Source organism: Leisingera sp. F5, from assembly GCF_001593695.1.
In genome coordinates this window covers 41,612-60,389 of sequence record NZ_LUKH01000010.1, presented here as the reverse complement: position 1 = coordinate 60,389, position 18,778 = coordinate 41,612, and the positions used below count along the sequence as shown (strand labels likewise).

Below are 18,778 nucleotides of genomic sequence, written 5' to 3'. Positions count from 1 at the left end.
GGCGTACGCTGACGAATTTGAGGCTGCGGACCGGACATGAACTCCCCCGATATTTCCGCTGGAGATCTGCTTGCTCTGGTCCGCAACTACAACCCAAAGACAAATGCGGACAGGATCGCCGAGGCTTATGCATTCGGCGAGCAGATGCATGAAGGGCAATACCGCCATTCGGGCGAACCCTATTTCACGCATCCGGTTGCCGTTGCAGCCATTCTGACCGAACAGCGCCTGGATGATGCGACGATCATCACCGCGCTTTTGCATGACACCATCGAAGACACCAAGGCCTCTTACGAGGAGGTCACCCGCCGCTTTGGCGATGAGGTGGCGATGCTGGTCGATGGCGTCACCAAACTGACCAACCTTCAGCTTTCCAGCCGCGAGACCAAGCAAGCTGAGAACTTCCGCAAGCTGTTCATGGCAATGTCCAAGGACCTGCGGGTTATCCTGGTCAAGCTTGCCGACCGGCTGCACAACATGCGCACAATCAAGGCGATGCGCCCGGAAAAGCAAGCCCAGAAGGCGCGCGAGACGATGGATATCTATGCGCCTCTGGCGGGCCGCATGGGGATGCAGTGGATGCGCGAGGAGCTGGAGGATCTGGCCTTCCGCGTGCTCAACGCCGAAGGCCGCCAGTCGATCATCCGCCGCTTTGTGACCTTGCAGCGCGAAACCGGCGATGTGATCCATCGGATCACCGGCGATATGCGGCTGGAGCTGGAAAAGACCGGGATCGAGGCCGAAGTGTTCGGCCGCGCCAAGAAGCCCTATTCGATCTGGCGCAAGATGCAGGCCAAAGATCAAGGATTTTCACGGCTGTCGGATATCTACGGATTCCGGGTGATCACTATGTCCGAAGAAGACGCCTACCGGGCGCTAGGCGCCATCCACCAGCGCTGGCGCGCGGTGCCGGGCCGGTTCAAGGATTACATCAGTCAGCCGAAATCGAACGGTTACCGCTCAATCCACACCACAGTGTCGGGCCGCGACGGCAAGCGGGTTGAGGTGCAGATCCGTACCCGCCAGATGCACGACGTGGCCGAAACCGGCGTGGCGGCGCATTGGTCTTACCGCGACGGTGTGCGGACGGAGAACCCCTTTGCCGTGGATCCGGCCAAATGGATTGCCTCGCTGACTGAGCAATTCGATGCAGAGGACGACCACGACGAATTCCTCGAGGCGGTGAAGCTCGAGATGTATTCGGACCAGGTGTTCTGCTTCACGCCAAAGGGCGATGTGATCAAGCTGCCCAAGGGCGCGACGCCGATCGACTTTGCCTATGCCATCCATACCCGCATCGGCCATGCCTGTGTCGGCGCCAAGGTAGACGGGATCCGGGTGCCGCTGTGGACCCGGCTGCGCAACGGCCAGTCGGTGGATGTGATCACCGCCGAGGGCCAGACCCCGCAGGTCAGCTGGCTGGAGATTGCCACCACCGGCAAGGCCCGCACTGCGATCCGCCGCGCCCTGCGCGAAGCGGACCGGGCGCGGTTTGTGAAGCTGGGCCATGAACTGGCACGCTCGGCTTTTGAACATGTCGGCAAGAAAGCCACCGACAAAGCGCTGGAAACCGCAGCGCGCGCATTGCGGGCAGGCGGGGTGAACGAGTTGCTGGCGCGGCTTGGCGCGGCAGAGATCACCGCGCATGACGTGGTGCAATCGGTTTATCCGGAACTGACCACCACTGGCGATGGCGATGAAATCTCTCCGCGCCGCGCGGTGGTCGGCCTGGAGCCGGGGCAAAGCTTTGAGCGCGCACCCTGCTGCCAGCCGCTGCCGGGTGAGCGCATCATTGGTATTACCTACCGCGGCCGCGGGGTTGTCGTGCATGCTGCGGATTGCGACAAGCTGGGCGAGTTCGAGGACCAGCCGGAACGCTGGATGGATGTGCAGTGGCACAGCGGCACCCACCCGGCGGCCTATGGAACCACGCTTGAACTGACCATTGGCAATGACGCCGGTGTGCTGGGGCGCATTTGCACATTGATTGGCGAGAAAAAGGCCAATATCTCGGACTTGGAATTTGTCGACAGGAAACCAGACTTTTACCGGCTTATGATCAATGTGGAGCTGCGGGATGTGGAGCAGCTGCACTCGCTGATGCTGACGCTTGAAGCCGAAAGCGATGTTGCCGCGGTGGCGCGGTTCCGGAACAAGCCGGAAGAACGCCATTTTCCGGGATAAGCCGCTGAAATTTTGAGCCGGGAACTGGGAAGGACGCACAGCTTTGGTATTCAGGCGCCGGGACAGACGTCCGCCCCTCCGGGCGCTGGCGAATTTTCTCTGGCCGCGCGGCGGCTGGGGAAGGGCGTTCCTGTATGTGAAGCACAGGGTGCGGCGGCTGCCCGATTCGCCTGAGCGCATCGCCCGCGGCATCTGGGCCGGGGTGTTCACCACTTTTACGCCTTTTTACGGTCTGCATTTCCTGGTTGCAGCGGTCATTTCCCGTCTGATGAACGGCAATATCCTGGCCTCGCTCAGCGCTACCTTCTTTGGCAACCCGCTGACTTATGTGCCGATCGGAGTGGCCTCGCTGCAGACCGGGCATTGGATCCTGGGCACCGAGTTCGACGAGGAAGTCGATAAGTCCCTGGTTGGCAAATTCATGGCGGCCGGCGGCGACCTGAAAGACAACCTGTTTGCGTTGTTCAAGGATCAGCCTGCCGATTGGCAGGGCCTGCACCTGTTCTATAACGAGGTTTTCTATCCCTATATGATCGGCGGCATTGTTCCGGGCATCATCACGGCCACGGTCTGCTATGTGCTCAGCCTGCCGGTGATCCGGGTCTACCAGCAGCGCCGCCGCTCCAAGATCAAGGCGAAGTTCGAGGCAATCAAGCAACGGGCGGAAATCGGGACCGACCCCTGAACCCAGTTGCCGGATTGTACCATTATTACCTGCAGGGTTGCTCTTGCCGGGCGGGTGTCTAGTCTTTGGTTAAAGTATTGACTTCAGACGGATGAGACAGATCTCATGACACAGAACAAATTGCGCTTGGGCGTGAACATCGACCATGTCGCCACCGTGCGCAACGCCCGCGGCGGCGCCTATCCGGACCCGGTCCGCGCGGCAAAGCTGGCTGAGGAAGCTGGCGCCGACGGGATCACTGCGCATCTGCGCGAAGACCGCCGCCACATCACCGATGCCGATATCGACAGGCTGATGGAGGCGCTTAACGTGCCGCTGAATTTCGAGATGGCGGCAACAGAGGAGATGCAAAGGATCGCCCTGCGCCACAAGCCGCACGCTGTTTGCATCGTGCCGGAAAAACGCGAGGAACGCACCACCGAGGGCGGGCTGGAAGTCGCTCGCGAGGAGAATCGCCTGGCCCACTACATCGCGCCCTTGCGCGATGCGGGCTGCAGAGTGTCGATATTCATTGCGGCTGACAAAAAGCAGATCGAAGTTGCGCACCGGATCGGCGCCGAAGTGATCGAACTGCACACAGGCGCCTATTGCGATTACCACGCCGAGGGCAAAACCGAGGATCGCGAGCGCGAACTGGACGCCCTGCGCGAAATGTCCGCATTTGCCCATTCTCTGGGGCTGGAAGTGCATGCAGGCCATGGCCTCACCTATGAAACAGTAAAGCCGGTAGCGGCCTTTCCAGAAGTGAAGGAGCTGAACATCGGCCATTTCCTGATCGGCGAGGCGGTCTTCCGCGGCTTGACCCCGGCAGTGCAGGAAATGCGGCGGATGATGGACGAAGCGCGGGAGGCATAAGGCCATGCAAGTCAATTTAATCCGCTATGGACTGCTGTGGATGGCGGCCTCAGTCGGTATGATGCTCTTGGGTCTGGTGCTGGCACAGTTCGGGGCCGGCATGCCCGCCGGGCTGGCAACGGTCCTGCCGCCGATGTTTGCCGCAGTTCTTGAAGGAATGCGCATCGCGCAGGCAACCCGGGCACCGCTGGCCGGCAAAACGGCCTGGGTCTGTGCTGCGGCGATGACCGGGGTCGTCGCGCTGCTGACCATTGCCCAGCTGCCGCTCTACTGGAACAACCCGGTGATCGCAGAGGCGCGGGCAACCATTCCTGTTCTGTATCTCGCGGGCCTGTTTGTGTTGCTGCTGGCGGTCATCCTGATGGTCAACCGCCTGTTTCTTGCGCATGGCATCAAACTGGGGCTGAAACGGCTGGAAGAATGATCCTGGGTGTTGGAACCGATTTGGCCAATATCGAGCGTATCCAGCGCACGCTGGACCGTTTTGGCGATAGGTTCCGCAACAGGGTCTTCACTGAAACCGAACAGCGCAAGGCCGAACGCCGCCGCGATATCGCAGGCACCTATGCCAAGCGCTGGGCCGCCAAAGAGGCCTGTTCAAAGGCACTGGGCACCGGCCTGCGCATGGGTATCGCCTGGAAGGACATGGCGGTTTCCAATCTGCGTACCGGTCAGCCGGTGATGCATGTGACTGGCTGGGCCGCCGAACGCCTGCGCGAGATGACGCCGCCTGCCCATGAGGCTGTGATCCACGTGACACTGACCGATGATCACCCCTGGGCGCAGGCTTTTGTGGTGATCGAGGCGCGTCCCATCACAGGGAACCCAGCGGAATCGCCCGCCGGAACTTGACTTGGCCCTTTCAGGCCCGCATGTAGCCCCGGACCCTGTTTCCAATCCGGAGAGCCTGATGACGGCCAAAGCAAAGACCAGCAGTTCGATCATCGAGACGATAAAGACCATCGTCTATGCGCTGCTGATCGCCGGTGTCTTCCGCACCCTGTTTTTCCAGCCCTTCTGGATCCCGTCCGGATCGATGAAGGAGACCCTGCTGATCGGGGATTTCCTGTTCGTGAACAAAATGGCCTACGGCTACTCCTACGCCTCCTGCCCCAGCGTGCGCATCCCCGCGGTTGGCTTGAATATCGACGCCAAAAACATCTGCGGCTTCCTGGACGGCGACAACACCCGCCTGATGGGCAGCCAGCCTGAGCGCGGCGACGTGGTGGTGTTCCGCCATCCGGTCAACAGCAATGACTTCATCAAACGGCTGATTGGTCTGCCGGGCGACAAGATCCAGATGAAAAACGGTGTGCTGTTCATCAACGGCGAACCGGTCAAACTGCAAGACGCCGGCCAATTCGAGGAAGTGATGGAGCGCCAGGGGCCGCAGGGTTCCTTCCCGCGCTGTGAAAACGCGCCGGTGGGCCAGGGGGCTGTCTGCAACAAGTCGCGCAAACTGGAAACCCTGCCGGGCGGCAATGAACATATCGTGCTCAACATCACCAATCAGGGCATGGATCACACCGGTGTCTATCAGGTGCCGGAAGGCCACTATTTCTTTATGGGCGATAACCGGGACAACTCCTCGGACAGCCGCTTGCCGCAGTCTGCCGGCGGGGTTGGTTTTGTGCCGTTTGAAAATCTGATCGGCCGGGCCGACCGGATCATGTTCTCCTCTGCCGGGCGGTCCATGCTGTATTTCTGGACATGGCGGAGCGACCGTTTCTTCAAGGGGATCCAGTGAAGCTGTCCAAGGAATTGCGCGCGTTTGAAGACCGGATCGGGCATCATTTTGCCCGTCCTGACCTGTTGCAGCGCGCTGTGACACATGCGTCTGTATCCTCGCCCAACCGCAAGGATAACCAGCGGCTGGAGTTTCTGGGTGACCGGGTGCTGGGGCTGGTGATGGCAACTGCACTGCTGGAGCACGACAAAACAGCCACCGAGGGCCAGCTCGCGCCGCGTTTCAACGCGCTGGTGCGCAAGGAGGCCTGCGCTGATGTCGCCGCAGAAATCGACTTGGGCGCCGTTCTGAAACTGGGCCGGTCGGAAATGATGTCCGGCGGACGCCGCAAACAAGCGCTTCTGGGCGACGCCATGGAAGCGGTGATTGCCGCAGTCTACAAGGACGCGGGCTTTGAAGCTGCGGCGGAAATGATCCTGCGCTTGTGGGGCCGCCGTATCCATCAGGTCGAAAGCGACGCACGCGACGCCAAGACCTCGCTGCAGGAATGGGCGCAGGCGCGGGGCCAGAAACCGCCGGCCTACATTGAAGTGTCCCGCAGCGGCCCGGATCACGCGCCGGTTTTCACTATTGCAGCGCGGCTGCAAGACGGCACCGAGGCACAGGCGACCGCAGGTTCCAAGCGGCAGGCCGAACAGGCCGCCGCAAAGGCGCTGCTGGAACAGCTCGGTTAAGCCATCAGGTCACGCGGATGTAACCCGCAAGGCCGGTTTTCTGGTGCTCGATCACATGGCAGTGAAAGGCCCAGTCGCCCGGATTGTCCGCAACCAGAGCGATCTCGGCCACCTCATCCTTCAACAATAGCATGGTGTCCGTCACCAGCGGGGGCAGCGTGCGCAGGTTTGATCGGATCGGGATAAATGCCAGCCCATGCAAATGGATCGGATGCAGGTTCGGCGATTCATTCCTCAGCCGCAGCACATAGCTTCTGCCGCGCTCCAGTGTCGCCAGCGGCCCGGTGCCCTTGGCCGCATCCCCGGCCCAGGGCGTTCGGTTGATCGACCAGAAACTGTAGCCGAGAGAACCGCAATACCCGTCATTCGGCGGTCCGCCCTCAGGCGTCCAGCCAAAGACGAAATCAAGCACGTCGGCGTTTGAGGGATCCGGCCGTGAAACCGGATTGGCCGGCAGCGGTTTCAACTCGGCCATGTCGCGCGCCAGGTTTGTGCCAACCGAACGCAACCGGGCCATGGTGCGCGTTGGCTGACCCGGAAGCTCTGCCAATAGATCCGCTGTCTGCCCCTCGCTTGCAGGCATCTGCACCGCAAATTCCACCCGCTGACCGGGGCCGACCAGCAGCGGCTCCGAGGCGGAGGGCAGGGGAATGTCCATATCCACGGGATGCCCGTCCCATGCGATGATCCTTGCCTGGTCTGTACTGAGATGCAGCTTGTAGATCCGCGTGGTATCCGTATTCACTACGCGCAACCGCACCAGCCCGCCAGCGGGGTGATCGTAAACCGGCGCCTGCAGCCAGTTCGCGGTCAGCACATTGCCGTGGGTTCCGCCGCGGGCCGCGCCGCGGGCGGTGTAGTAGGGCAGGAAGGCGCCCTGATCATCCAGCCGGAAGTCGCGCAGATTGATCACCTGATCACCGTCGAAACCGGGATCCTCTGCTTCCCTGACAACCATCACCCCGGTCAGCCCATGCGCCATCTGCGCCATGGTCATGCAGTGCGGATGATACCAGTAGGTGCCCGCATCCGGCGGAGTGAATTCATAACTAAACGACTCGCCGCCGGCGATCGGCATTTGAGTCAGATAGGGCACCCCGTCCATTGCGTTGGCGATCCGCAGCCCGTGCCAGTGCATCGCGGTGTAATCTTCGGTGCCGTTGGCCACCCGCAGGCGCATGGGGTTGCCCTGGGTGCCATAAAGAACCGGCGGCGGCGCATCCGGCGACAGGCTCACCAACCCGTCTGTAGGTTGTTCGCGAAAGGCAAAGCGGGCGGTCTGAATGGTCAGCTGCTGTTCGGTGCTGCGGGCTGCCCTCCAGGACGCAGCGCCCATCACGCCTGCCGTCGCAGCAGACCCAAGCAGAAAATCACGACGTTTCATTGGAAGCCTCCCCAAGGCGCAAATGTCATGAAAAGCCTGGCTCGCGAAGTGGCTTGGCGCTGCGGTTGTCACATTGGATCTGCCACAGGTCTTTGACATAGGGCAAGGTTGTGGGAAGGTGCCGGAAGCCCGTTGAAAACGCCTCTGGCCCCTGTGGGTAAAATCCTGTAGTGGGTCTGCTCTGCAAACAGGACCAGTACAGATGACCACACGCGCCGGATTCGTTGCCCTGATCGGAGAGCCCAACGCGGGCAAATCTACCTTGTTGAACCGCATGGTCGGGGCCAAGGTATCGATCGTGACCCATAAGGTGCAGACCACCCGAACGCGGATCCGCGGCGTGGCAATGGAGGGCGACGCGCAATTGGTGTTCGTCGACACGCCGGGCCTGTTCAAACCGCGCCGCCGCCTGGACCGGGCAATGGTCGCCGCTGCCTGGGGCGGCGCAGCCGATGCCGACGTTGTGGTGCTGATGGTCGAGGCGCACCGGGGCATCACCGAAGGCGTCGAAACCATTCTGCACGGGCTTGAAGAAATCGGCACCGGCCGCAAAGTGGCGCTGGCCATCAACAAGATTGACAGGGTGCCGGCTGAGAAACTGCTGGGCCTCGCCGAGGACCTGAACAGCCGCTACGGCTTTGCCGAAACCTTTATGATCTCTGCTGAACGCGGCCATGGCGTCGACGATCTGCGCCAGTGGCTGGCGGGCAAATTGCCGGAAAGCCCCTGGCTCTACCCCGAGGATCAGATCGCCGACCTGCCGATGCGGATGATTGCGGCGGAAATGACCCGTGAAAAACTGACACTGCGCCTGCACCAGGAACTGCCCTACCAGCTGACTGTCGAAACCGAGAACTGGGAAGAACGCAAGGACGGCTCAGCCCGGGTGGATCAATTGATTTATGTGGTGCGCGACGGGCATAAGGGCATTGTGCTGGGCAAGCGGGGCGAGACGATCAAAGCGGTCAGCCAAGCGGCCCGCGCTGAACTGGAGGAATTCCTGGACCGCAAGGTGCATCTGTTCCTGCAAGTGAAGGTGCGCCCGAATTGGCTGGAAGAATCCGAGCGCTATTCCGAAATGGGCCTCGACTTCAAAGACGGCAATTGAAGCTGCCCATGCACTTCACCTTTGTGAAAATACTCCTGCCAGAGGCGCCCGTGCGTTCAACCGGCGGCACCGCCGGAAAACGCGCAGCATGACCCGCCTTACTGCTGAATTCTGGGTGCAGGCCTATCTGGCCCGGCTGCGGCTGATGGAAATTCCTGCCTTTGTAACGTCGCACGGTGACGACACGGCGGGTGCCGTGCTGGTGAAACTTAACACCCTGGACGGCCAGGCACGCGCCTTCCACCGCACCTATGACCTGATGAGCGGCGCGCGCAAATGGGATGAGCTTTCAGCCGGGCCGGAAGCTGAGGTCGACACCTCTATCCTGCGTCAGCGTTCGTTTGATCCCGACCTCTGGGTTATTGAGGTCGAAGACCGGGCTGGACGCCATCTGCTGGACGAGCCTGGGTTGGAATAGTCTTGACGCTTGCGGAACGCACCGCAATGCGGTCTGCTGAGGCTGCCGGAACAACAGAGAGGGCCGCCATTGGAGTGGCGTGATCACGGCATATTGCTTTCAGTGCGCCGCCACGGTGAAAACTCGGCCATCATCGACGTCTTCACCGAAGAGCATGGCCGCCACGCGGGCATGGTGCGCGCCGGTGCCAGCCGCAAGCTGGCGCCGATCCTGCAGCCCGGCGCGCAGCTGGACGTGACTTGGCGGGCGCGGCTGGAGGACCATCTGGGCAGCTATCACGCTGAGCCACTACGAAGCCGTGCTGCAGCAGCGATGTCCGGAAGGCTGGCACTAGCCGGCCTTAATGCGGTGACAGCGCTGCTGTCCTTCTGTCTGCCAGAGCGTGAGCCGCACCCTGATCTCTATACCCGCAGTGAACGGCTGCTGGATCTCTTGGGTAATGAAGAGCTCTGGCCGCTTGCCTATCTGCGCTGGGAGTTGGCGCTGCTGGAGGAGATGGGTTTTGGCCTCGATCTGTCAGCTTGCGCCGTGACCGGCAGTGACAGAGCCTTGAGTTATGTCTCGCCGAAATCAGGCCGGGCTGTTTCACGTGAAGGCGCCGGTGATTGGGCGGATCGGCTGCTGCCCTTGCCGCCGGTGATGCTGGGACAGGGCAGCGCGGAGGATGCGGAAATTGTGCAGGCGCTGCGCACCACTGGCTATTTTCTGGACGCGCATCTGGCGCCATCTTTGGGCAATCTGCCAATTCCAGAGGCACGGAGGCGGCTGGCGGATTTGCTCATCCGCCGGCTGTGAACAGCATCTCGCGCCCCTGGCCGTTGCTGAGGATCAGCACATCCCCGGAAACCTCGGCCAGCGTCATTTTTTGAAGGGACTGCAGAAATTCGGTTTCAAGTGCCAGTTCGGGACAAGCCGCGCGTGTAACGGTAAGCGCCTCAGCGCTGAACCAGGGGTAAGGTGCGGTCTGAGCACCCTGGAAACTGTTGCAGGGCGTATGCCCGGTGATTTTTCCAGGTTCAGGGAATGCTAGCCTGGCAATTGCAGGAAAGGCCGCATTGTCGATACTGGAGAGACGCCAGGTTTTATCCGCCGCCCCAAAGGCCGATAAAGTCTCGTCTCCGGTGCAGGCACTGGCAAGCATCAGTAAGCAGATCAAAATAGCACGCGGCATAAGGTTTCCGTATAGCAGTGATTTTTTGCACTCTGGAAAAGGAGCGCAGAGAACGCAAGGCGGGCCCTGAACTGGAAAGGTGACGGCTCCCGCCCGCGGCAGCGGCATTGTGAATGCCTTGCGCCCGTTGGGCATGGCGCCGCGCAATGCGCGGTGCGGACGAGCCCGGGCGGGAATGCGCTGTTTGCGCCGTGCGCAGCCCGGCGCCCGGCCCAACGCAGAAGATGCATTCCATGAATGCGTCTGAAGCGGCGGGAGGGGCCGCCTAATTTGCCTGGATGATTTCGGCCACCTTGCGGCCAATCTCGCTGCTGGCCTTTACCGACGGGTGGATCATATCCAATGCATGATAGGAGTGGTCGCCAAAAGGCACCATGTCTTTGTTCGACAATAAGAAAATGCCCTCATCCAGTGCCGCCAGGCGTTCGATGCGGGTTTCCAGCTCGTTGCCCTCATCGCGGCAATGCTCGATCATCGATCCCACTCCGGGGCTGCGCAGATAACCGACGTAGATCACCTTGGCACCGGTTGTGCGCAGTTCTGACAGCATGCCCGGAATCGCTCCTTTGCGTCCGTCGGGGGAAACCAGCTTGTTCAGTTTCCGATTACAGGCAAAACAGCCGCAGCCGAGCCACAGGTCATTGCCGCCGCCATTCACGATCACCCAGTCCCATTTGCCGGGCTTGTACTGTTTCCGGATCTGCATTCCCGCCGCGCCGGAAATCGGCAGCTTGTAGATGATCCGCGCGGCTGAGACGGAGCGGTCAACGACTGGTTCCTGCAACTCTCGGGCAACGGTGTCGGCAATGGATTTGCCTGCCAGGCTGTGCCAGGCCAGCAGGGAATCCCCCATCGCCAGAATGCGGGGGGACTGATCCACCGGCACGGTATCGGCGCAGGCGGAAAACAGAAACAGCACGGGAAGCAGAAGGCAGCGCAAGAGTGTCATGGTTTCTTGTTAACCATAATTGGTGAAAGATCGAATAACCGGATTGGAAACAGTCTTATTCCTCGCATTGGTTGCAGCGCGAACGCATCCTGGGCAGATCCCGGCTGCAAAAAGCCCGGCGCGAACACCGGGCTTAAAGCGGGACGGAACCCGAGAAGCTGCTTTCGGTCGGTCAGCCCAGCAGGCGGCGGGCGATAACCTGGGCTTGGATTTCTGCGGCGCCTTCAAAGATATTCAGGATCCTTGCATCACACAAAACGCGGGAGATTTTGTATTCCATAGCAAAGCCGTTGCCGCCGTGGATCTGCAGCCCGTTGTCGGCGGCGGCCCAGGCGACGCGGGCCCCCAGCAGCTTGGCCATGCCGGCCTCCAGGTCGCAGCGGTGGCCGTGGTCCTTTTCCCAGGCCGAGAAGTAAGTCAGCTGGCGGGCGATCATGATTTCCACCGCCATCATCGCCAGCTTGCCGGAGACGCGGGGGAAGTTGATCAAAGACTTGCCGAACTGTTTGCGGTCCTGGGCGTATTGCATGGCAATGTCCAGCGCCGACTGTGCCACGCCGATGGCACGGGCCGCAGTCTGGATGCGGGCCGATTCAAAGGTCTCCATCAATTGCTTGAAGCCTTTGTTTTCCTCGCCGCCCAGAAGGTTCCCGCCCTTTACGTGGAAGTTGTCGAAACCCAGCTCGTATTCCTTCATGCCGCGGTAGCCCAGCACTTCGATCTCGCCGCCGGTCATGCCTTCGGTCGGGAACGGCGTCTCGTCGGTGCCGGGCGTTTTTTCTGCCAGGAACATCGACAGTCCGCGGTGATCGGTGGTGTTCGGATCGGTGCGCGCCAGCAGGGTCATCACATGGGTGCGGGCGGCATGGGTGATCCAGGTCTTGTTGCCGGTGATCTTGTAATCGCCGTTTTCGTCTTTGACCGCGCGGGTGCGCAAGCTGCCGAGGTCGGAACCGGTGTTCGGTTCGGTGAACACAGCGGTGGGCAGGATTTCAGCGCTGGACAGCTTGGGCAGCCAATTGGCTTTCTGCTCCTCGGTGCCGCCGCAAAGGATCAGCTCCGCTGCAATTTCCGAACGGGTGCCCAGCGAGCCAACGCCGATATAGCCGCGCGACAGCTCCTCGGAGACCACCACCATCGAGGCCTTGGAGAGGCCGAAACCGCCGTATTCCTCGGGGATGGTGAGGCCGAAAACACCCATTTCCGCCAGCTCTTCGATCACGCTGAGCGGGATCAGCTCGTCCTTCAGATGCCAGTCATGGGCGTAGGGCTCGACCTTCTCCACCGCATAGCGGCGGAACTGGTCGCGGATCATCTCCAGCTCTTCCTCCAGACCAGAGGCGCCGAACATGGTGGAGCCAGCCTGTTCTTCCATCAGCTCGACCAGGCGGGTGCGTGCGGCCTGGCTGTTGCCCTGCTCGCATAGCGTCATCACCGCTGGCATCATCAGCGCACGCTGGGCATCCTGGCTCAGGCCCAGATCCTGCAGGCGGATGATTTCGCCCTGGTTCATTTGGATGCCGCCGTAGACCTGCCACAGGTATTCGCCAAAGCCGATCTGATGGATCAGCTGCTCCATCTCGCCGAACTTGGCCTCACCCTGCAGTTTCTCGGCCCATTTCTGCATCTGGCGCAACGAGTAGACATAGGTTGCCAGCCACGACAGGCCATGTGCGGCAACCTGGTTTTCCTCGATCAGACGGCCTGAGACGCGGCCGTCGCTGCTCACCATCTCCTTGACCGAGGCGCGGGCGGCCTCAAGCAGCTGGTCCAGCGGTTCCAGTGCGGCGCCGGTCAGCGCCAGCAGGTCGGGAATGAGTGTCGGTTTCATCTGCAAGTCCTGTCCGTCATGAGCCATGAATCAGATCCTTCTTCGGTCGCCCGGTGGTAAATCATTTTGCAGGTGCAGCGCAACAAAAATACTCACAGGTGCGGTGTTTGGACCAAATCTTGCGTGTTGATTTTGCCAATGCAGCACGCTGCGGATATGGTACAGCGGAGGTATGACGGCATTGTTTTCCCTTCTTTCCCCGGCAGAGCTGGCAGCAGCTTTTGGCATCGCGCTGCTGGCGGGCACAGTCAAAGGCCTGGTTGGTTTTGCCATGCCGATGATTTTCATTTCCGGTCTCAGCATGTTTCTGGCGCCGGATCTGGCGCTGGCCGGGCTTATTTTGCCGACGCTGGTGACAAACGGTATGCAGGCGCTGCGCCAGGGGCCTGCGGCTGCCATGGCCTCGATTCGCAAATTCCGGGTGTTCCTGCTTATCGGCCTTGTCTGCCTGCTGCTAAGCGCCCAGTCTGTGCGGCTGCTGCCGCAGCAGGCGCTGCTGCTGGTCATTGGCCTGCCGGTCACGGTCTTTGCTTGCATCCAGTTGATGGGCAAGGTCTTCACCATCGCAAACCCCACACGCCGCAGCGAGGCGGTGGTGGGCGGCATTGCAGGGCTGATCGGCGGTGTTTCCGGGGTTTGGGGCCCGCCGACAGTGGCCTATCTCACCGCCTTGAATACCGGGAAGGCGGAACAGATCCGGGTGCAGGGCGTGATCTACGGTCTCGGCGCAGTGGCGCTTCTGGTGGCGCATATCGGATCGGGTGTGATCCGTGCTGAAACTGCGCCTTTCTCGCTGGCGCTGATCGTGCCCGGGGTGGTTGGCATGTGGATCGGCGGTCAGCTGCATGACCGGATCGACCAAGCGCTGTTCCGCCGCGCAACACTTGTGGTTTTGCTGATCGCCGGGCTGAACCTGCTGCGCCGCGGCTTGCTGATGTGAACAGGGGCCGGGGGACGGGATCATGCATCAACGGCTAAGTGCCGGGCAACTGGCAACAGGCTCGATTCTGATCGCGCTGGCGGTCATGGGGCTTAAGACGGCCGCTTGGATGATGACAGGGTCAGTCGCGCTGCTGTCTGATGCGCTGGAGTCGCTGGTGAATATCGGCGGCGCAGTGATGGCCTGGTTTGCCGTGCGCTATGCCCAGCGGCCGCCGGATGCAGACCACCCTTTTGGCCATCATAAGGCTGAATACTTCTCTGCTGTGGCCGAAGGCATCCTGATTGTCATCGCCGCATTGGTCATCGTGCATGAAGCCGTGAATGCCTTGGGCCGCCCTGCCGCCGCCGAGTGGGGCACTGCGGGCATGGTGGTCAATGCCGTGGCAATGGGCGTGAACCTGGCGTGGGCGCGGGTGCTGTTGCAGGCGGGGCGGCGGCTGCATTCACCGGCGCTGTCTGCCGGCGGGCACCACCTGATGAGCGATGTCTGGACCTCGGCAGGGGTGCTGTTCGGCCTGGTGCTGGCGCTGACTACTGGCTGGGCCGTGCTTGACCCGCTGCTGGCACTGTTGGTTGCGGTCAACATCTTGCGCGAAGGCTGGCAGGTGATTTCCGGATCAGTGAACGGGCTGATGGACACCGCCGCCCCTGAAGGGGAGCGTACAGAGATTGAGGAAATCATCCATAGTTCGGCGGCCGGAGCGTTGCAGGTGCATGGCCTCAAGACCCGCCGCGCAGGCAGGGCGCTGTTTGTGGAGTGCCACATGGTTGTCGAAAGCAGTATGACTGTCCAGGAAGCGCACGATATCTGCGACCGTGTGGAAGCCGCACTGCGCAAGGGGTTTCCAGACGCGCAGCCGGTGATTCACGTGGAGCCTGAGCACAAGCTGGAGCCTGCCGGGATCAAGCCGCGCTGAAGCGATTGCATTTCCGCCCGGCCTCCCGTTTAACCGCGTTCAAACAGGCAAAGGAGCAGGCACATGGCGATGGAGTGGAACAGGCTGCTGAACCCGGGGCGGCTGTGCCGGCCGGACTACCCCGAAGCACCGGGACGCGAGGCCTATCTGCAGGACTATGACCGTATCCTGTTTTCCGAGCCGTTCCGGCGGCTGGCGCAGAAGACCCAGGTGCATCCGCTTTACAGCCACGACCATGTGCATCACCGGATGATTCACAGTATGGAGACCTGCAGCGTCGGGCGGTCACTCGGTACCAGTGCCGGCCATGCCCTGCTGAAGGACGGGCGGATCTCTGCGGATCAAGTTCTGCGCATTGCGGGCCATGTGCAGGCCGCCTGCCTGCTGCATGACATTGGCAATCCGCCCTTCGGTCACTCTGGCGAGGATAGCATCGGCGGCTGGTTCGCAGCTCAATTCCAGTCTGAAAACGGGTTGGCTGTCCGGATCCCGGCGGACCGGCAGGCCGAGTTCGCCCATTTCGAAGGCAATGCCCAAGGACTGCGGATCGCCGGCCGGCTGGAAATGGCACGGCGCGAGGGCGGCATGCGGCTCAGTTATGCAACGCTGGGTGCATTTCTAAAGTACCCCTGCACCCGCCAGGTCCGCGACATTGTCTGCGGCGACGGCCCGGCACCTTATACAGGCCTCAAGAAATTCGGCGTCTTTGCCTCTGACACCGGGCTGTTGGACGAAATCTGCGAAGCCACCGGAATGCTGCACGAAAGCGCGGGCTGGTACCGCCGCCATCCGCTCGCCTTCCTGGTCGAGGCGGCGGACGACATCTGCTACCGGATCATGGATATCGAGGACGCAGGCGCGGTCGGTGACCTGGACCGCTCCGACGTGGCAGCAGTGCTGGAAGACATCACCGGCAAGCCCAACCGTGAGGAAGACGCGGCCATGCCGCTGAATGACCGGGTGGCCTTGCTGCGCGCCTTGTCAATCGGTGCTGCCACCAGCGCGGCGGTTCAGGCGTTCATGGACAATTACGACGCCATCATGAGCGGCGAGTTCGACGGCGATCTGATCGGAGCTTCAGCCAAGGCAGATGCGTTCGCTGAACTTCAGCGATTGTCGGTGGAGCGCATCTTTGCCGCGCGCCGCAAGACCGAGCTGGAAGTTGCAGGCCACCAGGTGCTGCACCGCCTTCTCGACCATTTTCACGGGCTGTATGCCGATCTCGCTTCTTGTGAATGGGATCAGGATCAGCTGGGCAAAAAGTACCCGCACTGGAAGCAGCTGATCCGCGCCGTGGACCTGGACCTGCGCGGGGTGGAGGACGCCTATACGGCCATGCACTCGCTTGCCGACTTCGTCTCCGGCATGACTGACCGTTACGCGGTCAAAGTCCGGGACATGGTTACAGGCTCGCTTCAGGTCTGATCCGTTGCCCGTGCGCGCATGAGCTTGTCGCGGGCTGAGCTGTCGCGGCCCGCCATCTGATCCGTAATCCGGTTCGCCCAAGCGTTGTTCTCGTCCGCAAGCGCCTTGATCTCACGCGCCAGAAACGCAAAGCCCTGGCCGGCCTTTCCGGCCCGGGCAGCCTCGATGCCCGCATTGATGGCCAGGATCGAAAGTTTCTGAACTGACCGTAGAATATTCTCTGCCAGCTTGAGGATTTCGGCATTGTCTGCTTCGGTCTTCTGCAAAGTCTCTTCGAGTTCCCTGCGCAGGTTGACCTCAGCCGAGGCATCCACGACCAACCCCTCAAGGTAAACCATTTCGCCGTCATCATCATAAACCGCATTGCCGCGCTCGCGCACCCAGGCGGCTGAGCCGTCCGGCCGGCTCAGCCGGTAGGCGACGTCCCAGTTCTGCCGCGCTTCGATTGCGGCATCCACATCGGCAAAGACACGGTCGATGTCCTCTGTGTGAGTCAAGCTGACATAGGACACCTTTGCATTTCCTAGAATGTCCGATTTCGGGCAGCCGCAGAGCTTTTCGATCTGCCCGGCCATGAACTTCATCGTGAAGTTTTCGTCATTGGCACAGCGGTACACAAAGGCGCTGCCGGAACTGAAAATACTGTTGAAAACTGTTAAAGCCTCTTTGTCCATTCTGACCTCTCCCCGGAGCGTGGCGCAAAACTCGGTGAAACAGCCGTAAAGCTGCGTTTGCGGAAGGATTGCGCCGGAAGGGTTAAAGAAGTGTTTACTGGAAAAATAATTTCCTGGAATGAAAAATCAGCACAAGGCCGGGGGGGGGGGGCGTTATTCGGAAGAGTCTGAAAGGGATCAGCCGAGGCTCTTTGGAAACTCCTTCTCGGCAGCCCCGTTGATCTCGCTCCTGAGCGGCCTCGACGATGATCTGGCGAAAGATCCGGGAGATTGAACTGCCCCTTCAGGATGGGATCGCTTTTATCCGCCCGCGAACATCGGTCAGAGCGATCATTCTCTTCATGCTGCGGGCAAGAACGTTCAATGCCATCTCTGTTCGGACGCCTTTGAACCGCCGCGTCAGGAGGTGCGTCGTTCCCATCCAGGCCTTGATTGTGCCAAAAGAACATTCGACCGTGCTGCGGCGTAGCTTCATTGGATCATGCGCACCGCCGAGGCGAGGCAGCATCTGATCAATCAGATGCGCGTGTTCCCAACGGGAGATCCTGCGTTCCTTGCCGGTTGTGCCGCGACGCTTGATTGGGCAGTGCCCGCACCGCCCGGGCCAGTAGCGCCGGATGGGCCGCCCGTTTTCCTCTCGCGTTAGCGATAGCTCAGCACCTGACCGGCGGGGCAGTGATAGACATCTTTGGACGCGCCGCAGGCAAAGCCCGCCTTTACGAACATGCCCTTAGAGCGGTTGCCTGAAGCTTCAGGATGCGGAACGGCCGTGGTGATCCCAATCTTGTGGCAGGCAAGTATCCCGGCGCTTCTGAAGCACCCCTTGTCTGCGGGGGCGTGCAGACCCTTTCGCCCAAGCGCTGTCTTCGCTGCCTTGGCCATGGGAGCCGGCTGATCGCGGCCGAACCCCTGGCTGGTTGCCTCGTGCGCGACAATCAGAGGGGTGCCGGCATCCACCGCGCTTTGGATGTTGCAGCCCGCATGGCCGCTGCCGCGCGCGCTGATCGCCATGGCGCGCGCGTCCGGGCCGGTCAGGGAAATTTGCCCATCGGGTGCCTCCGCCAGAGCCTCCCCCATTGCGTTAGGGCATTCGATCTCCTGGAGGAGCCGCCCACGGCGTTTGCCGGGCTGGGCGAGCCTCTCGGCCCTGGCGTCTCCGGCTTCTTGCCGGTCAATGCGAACAATCTCGCCGATGCAGCGTTCGGCATCAGCTTCGAGATGGGCCAATCGGCTTGCAATCTTGCGCTTGATAACGTCCCGGCCCGGTTGCTGACCGTCTTGAACCTGCTCCTGCCGATGGCGGCGCAGGCACCTTTGAGGACGCCGGCACGGTTCTACGAAACAAGCGCAGGTCCGGCGGATAGCGGGGCCGTCCTCAGGGGAAACGATCCCCGGGATCGCTTCCTGGTCCTTCGAACTCGCGGCGGAAGCCGGCGATGGCCTTGCGGTCAGCCACAAGGCGCCTGGTCAGCCGCATCACTTCGACGTTGCGCCCGGCTTCCCGCTCAAGGCGGCGGCTGGAGGGGATGCAGTTCAGGCAGCCGTAGATGAAGAGCTTGAGCGGCACAGCCGGATGAGACCCCGGCCGCCCGGTTCGTGCTGGAGGGGGCGGCTGAAACCCAGCGCGGCCAGATCGAGGTCCTCGACAATGAGACCGGCCGCACGGACCGGATGATCCTCGCAGATCCAGTCTTCAAGCCGTTCCGGAAACAGTGTTGTCTGATCCCGGTTCGCGCCCTCGATAAAGCCTGCCGTGATTAGCCTCCCGCGCCTGTCTGGAAATTACCATGCCAGGCAGGGAGTTTCCGCACAGC

General features: G+C 61.4%; 19 protein-coding genes and 1 pseudogene. 13 read left to right on the top strand and 7 right to left on the bottom strand.

What is annotated here, in order from left to right; translation table 11 throughout:
* Positions 1-36 precede the first annotated feature (36 nt).
* The 7 genes from A2I95_RS08860 (at position 37) to rnc (ending at position 6,145) form a co-directional block, all read left to right on the top strand.
* A complete protein-coding gene (locus A2I95_RS08860; RefSeq protein ID WP_291729415.1) occupies positions 37-2,184 on the top strand; it encodes a bifunctional (p)ppGpp synthetase/guanosine-3',5'-bis(diphosphate) 3'-pyrophosphohydrolase in 2,148 nt (715 codons plus the stop codon).
* Between the two features lie 43 nt (positions 2,185-2,227).
* Positions 2,228-2,869 (top strand): DUF2062 domain-containing protein, encoded by a 642-nt coding sequence (locus A2I95_RS08855; protein WP_291729414.1) that lies wholly within the window; start codon positions 2,228-2,230, stop codon positions 2,867-2,869.
* Between the two features lie 105 nt (positions 2,870-2,974).
* Positions 2,975-3,724 (top strand): pyridoxine 5'-phosphate synthase, encoded by a 750-nt coding sequence (locus A2I95_RS08850; protein ID WP_291729413.1) that lies wholly within the window; start codon positions 2,975-2,977, stop codon positions 3,722-3,724.
* A 4-nt stretch (positions 3,725-3,728) separates the two neighbouring features.
* A complete protein-coding gene (locus A2I95_RS08845; protein ID WP_027257291.1) occupies positions 3,729-4,148 on the top strand; it encodes an ABZJ_00895 family protein in 420 nt (139 codons plus the stop codon).
* Positions 4,145-4,576 (top strand): holo-ACP synthase, encoded by a 432-nt coding sequence (gene acpS / locus A2I95_RS08840; RefSeq protein ID WP_291729412.1) that lies wholly within the window; start codon positions 4,145-4,147, stop codon positions 4,574-4,576. Before A2I95_RS08845 ends, acpS begins: the two co-directional genes overlap by 4 nt.
* 58 nt (positions 4,577-4,634) lie before the next feature.
* On the top strand, positions 4,635-5,471 hold the full coding sequence (lepB, locus tag A2I95_RS08835; RefSeq protein ID WP_134830819.1) for a signal peptidase I: 837 nt from the start codon (positions 4,635-4,637) through the stop codon (positions 5,469-5,471).
* On the top strand, positions 5,468-6,145 hold the full coding sequence (gene rnc / locus A2I95_RS08830; protein WP_027257294.1) for a ribonuclease III: 678 nt from the start codon (positions 5,468-5,470) through the stop codon (positions 6,143-6,145). The genes lepB and rnc overlap by 4 nt, the downstream gene beginning before the upstream one ends.
* 4 nt (positions 6,146-6,149) lie before the next feature.
* Here the strand turns inward: rnc and A2I95_RS08825 are convergent, their stop codons facing one another.
* Complete coding sequence (locus A2I95_RS08825; RefSeq protein ID WP_291729411.1) at positions 6,150-7,529, bottom strand: multicopper oxidase family protein; 1,380 nt, start codon at positions 7,527-7,529, stop codon at positions 6,150-6,152.
* 202 nt (positions 7,530-7,731) lie between these two features.
* On the opposite strand from A2I95_RS08825, the gene era reads away from it, so the two are divergent.
* The 3 genes from era to recO all read left to right on the top strand — a co-directional run bounded on the left by era (position 7,732) and on the right by recO (position 9,850).
* Positions 7,732-8,637 carry a GTPase Era gene (gene era / locus A2I95_RS08820; protein ID WP_291729410.1) on the top strand — a complete coding sequence of 302 codons (906 nt, stop codon included), beginning with the start codon at positions 7,732-7,734 and terminating at the stop codon, positions 8,635-8,637.
* A gap of 88 nt (positions 8,638-8,725) precedes the next feature.
* On the top strand, positions 8,726-9,055 hold the full coding sequence (locus tag A2I95_RS08815; RefSeq protein ID WP_291729409.1) for a DUF1491 family protein: 330 nt from the start codon (positions 8,726-8,728) through the stop codon (positions 9,053-9,055).
* Positions 9,056-9,124: 69 nt separating this feature from the next.
* The gene (gene recO, locus A2I95_RS08810) at positions 9,125-9,850 is read left to right on the top strand and encodes a DNA repair protein RecO (protein ID WP_291729408.1); all 726 of its coding nucleotides are present in this window, start codon (positions 9,125-9,127) and stop codon (positions 9,848-9,850) included.
* Here the strand turns inward: recO and A2I95_RS08805 are convergent.
* The 4 genes from A2I95_RS08805 to A2I95_RS08790 form a co-directional block, all read right to left on the bottom strand.
* Positions 9,834-10,226 carry an META domain-containing protein gene (locus A2I95_RS08805; protein WP_291729407.1) on the bottom strand — a complete coding sequence of 131 codons (393 nt, stop codon included), beginning with the start codon at positions 10,224-10,226 and terminating at the stop codon, positions 9,834-9,836. The genes recO and A2I95_RS08805 overlap by 17 nt on opposite strands.
* 265 nt (positions 10,227-10,491) lie before the next feature.
* Positions 10,492-11,175 (bottom strand): SGNH/GDSL hydrolase family protein, encoded by a 684-nt coding sequence (locus tag A2I95_RS08800; RefSeq protein WP_291729406.1) that lies wholly within the window; start codon positions 11,173-11,175, stop codon positions 10,492-10,494.
* A 172-nt stretch (positions 11,176-11,347) separates the two neighbouring features.
* A complete protein-coding gene (locus A2I95_RS08795) occupies positions 11,348-13,033 on the bottom strand; it encodes an acyl-CoA dehydrogenase family protein (RefSeq protein WP_291729405.1) in 1,686 nt (561 codons plus the stop codon).
* A 3-nt stretch (positions 13,034-13,036) separates the two neighbouring features.
* Positions 13,037-13,294: a hypothetical protein gene (locus A2I95_RS08790; protein WP_291729460.1), complete on the bottom strand. Its 258-nt coding sequence runs from the start codon at positions 13,292-13,294 to the stop codon at positions 13,037-13,039.
* Here A2I95_RS08790 and A2I95_RS08785 point away from each other — a divergent pair.
* The 3 genes from A2I95_RS08785 (at position 13,179) to dgt (ending at position 16,290) form a co-directional block, all read left to right on the top strand.
* The gene (locus A2I95_RS08785; RefSeq protein ID WP_291729404.1) at positions 13,179-13,946 is read left to right on the top strand and encodes a sulfite exporter TauE/SafE family protein; all 768 of its coding nucleotides are present in this window, start codon (positions 13,179-13,181) and stop codon (positions 13,944-13,946) included. The genes A2I95_RS08790 and A2I95_RS08785 overlap by 116 nt on opposite strands.
* A 22-nt stretch (positions 13,947-13,968) precedes the next feature.
* Complete coding sequence (locus A2I95_RS08780) at positions 13,969-14,865, top strand: cation diffusion facilitator family transporter (protein WP_291729403.1); 897 nt, start codon at positions 13,969-13,971, stop codon at positions 14,863-14,865.
* A 63-nt stretch (positions 14,866-14,928) separates the two neighbouring features.
* Positions 14,929-16,290, top strand: a complete 1,362-nt coding sequence (dgt, locus tag A2I95_RS08775) for a dGTP triphosphohydrolase (protein ID WP_291729402.1) — start codon at positions 14,929-14,931, stop codon at positions 16,288-16,290.
* On the opposite strand, the gene A2I95_RS08770 is transcribed toward dgt, so the two are convergent.
* Together A2I95_RS08770 and A2I95_RS08765 are read right to left on the bottom strand one after the other, a co-directional pair.
* On the bottom strand, positions 16,281-16,964 hold the full coding sequence (locus tag A2I95_RS08770; protein ID WP_291729401.1) for a PAS domain-containing protein: 684 nt from the start codon (positions 16,962-16,964) through the stop codon (positions 16,281-16,283). The two genes, dgt and A2I95_RS08770, sit on opposite strands and share 10 nt — an antisense overlap.
* A 283-nt stretch (positions 16,965-17,247) precedes the next feature.
* Positions 17,248-18,722, bottom strand: a pseudogene (locus A2I95_RS08765) (transposase).
* Between the last annotated feature and the right edge of the window lie 56 nt (positions 18,723-18,778).

Bases quoted from the DNA above. Each gene is read 5' to 3' on its own strand.
- A2I95_RS08790 (WP_291729460.1), bottom strand. From the start codon at position 13,294: ATGAAAATCATCGGCATGGCAAAACCAACCAGGCCTTTGACTGTGCCC.
- A2I95_RS08785 (WP_291729404.1), top strand. From the start codon at position 13,179: ATGACGGCATTGTTTTCCCTTCTTTCCCCGGCAGAGCTGGCAGCAGCT.
- A2I95_RS08825 (WP_291729411.1), bottom strand. From the start codon at position 7,529: ATGAAACGTCGTGATTTTCTGCTTGGGTCTGCTGCGACGGCAGGCGTG.
- A2I95_RS08795 (WP_291729405.1), bottom strand. From the start codon at position 13,033: ATGGCTCATGACGGACAGGACTTGCAGATGAAACCGACACTCATTCCC.
- A2I95_RS08815 (WP_291729409.1), top strand. From the start codon at position 8,726: ATGACCCGCCTTACTGCTGAATTCTGGGTGCAGGCCTATCTGGCCCGG.
- era (WP_291729410.1), top strand. From the start codon at position 7,732: ATGACCACACGCGCCGGATTCGTTGCCCTGATCGGAGAGCCCAACGCG.
- A2I95_RS08860 (WP_291729415.1), top strand. From the start codon at position 37: ATGAACTCCCCCGATATTTCCGCTGGAGATCTGCTTGCTCTGGTCCGC.
- dgt (WP_291729402.1), top strand. From the start codon at position 14,929: ATGGCGATGGAGTGGAACAGGCTGCTGAACCCGGGGCGGCTGTGCCGG.
- acpS (WP_291729412.1), top strand. From the start codon at position 4,145: ATGATCCTGGGTGTTGGAACCGATTTGGCCAATATCGAGCGTATCCAG.
- A2I95_RS08770 (WP_291729401.1), bottom strand. From the start codon at position 16,964: ATGGACAAAGAGGCTTTAACAGTTTTCAACAGTATTTTCAGTTCCGGC.
- A2I95_RS08845 (WP_027257291.1), top strand. From the start codon at position 3,729: ATGCAAGTCAATTTAATCCGCTATGGACTGCTGTGGATGGCGGCCTCA.
- lepB (WP_134830819.1), top strand. From the start codon at position 4,635: ATGACGGCCAAAGCAAAGACCAGCAGTTCGATCATCGAGACGATAAAG.
- A2I95_RS08780 (WP_291729403.1), top strand. From the start codon at position 13,969: ATGCATCAACGGCTAAGTGCCGGGCAACTGGCAACAGGCTCGATTCTG.
- A2I95_RS08805 (WP_291729407.1), bottom strand. From the start codon at position 10,226: ATGCCGCGTGCTATTTTGATCTGCTTACTGATGCTTGCCAGTGCCTGC.
- A2I95_RS08850 (WP_291729413.1), top strand. From the start codon at position 2,975: ATGACACAGAACAAATTGCGCTTGGGCGTGAACATCGACCATGTCGCC.
- A2I95_RS08800 (WP_291729406.1), bottom strand. From the start codon at position 11,175: ATGACACTCTTGCGCTGCCTTCTGCTTCCCGTGCTGTTTCTGTTTTCC.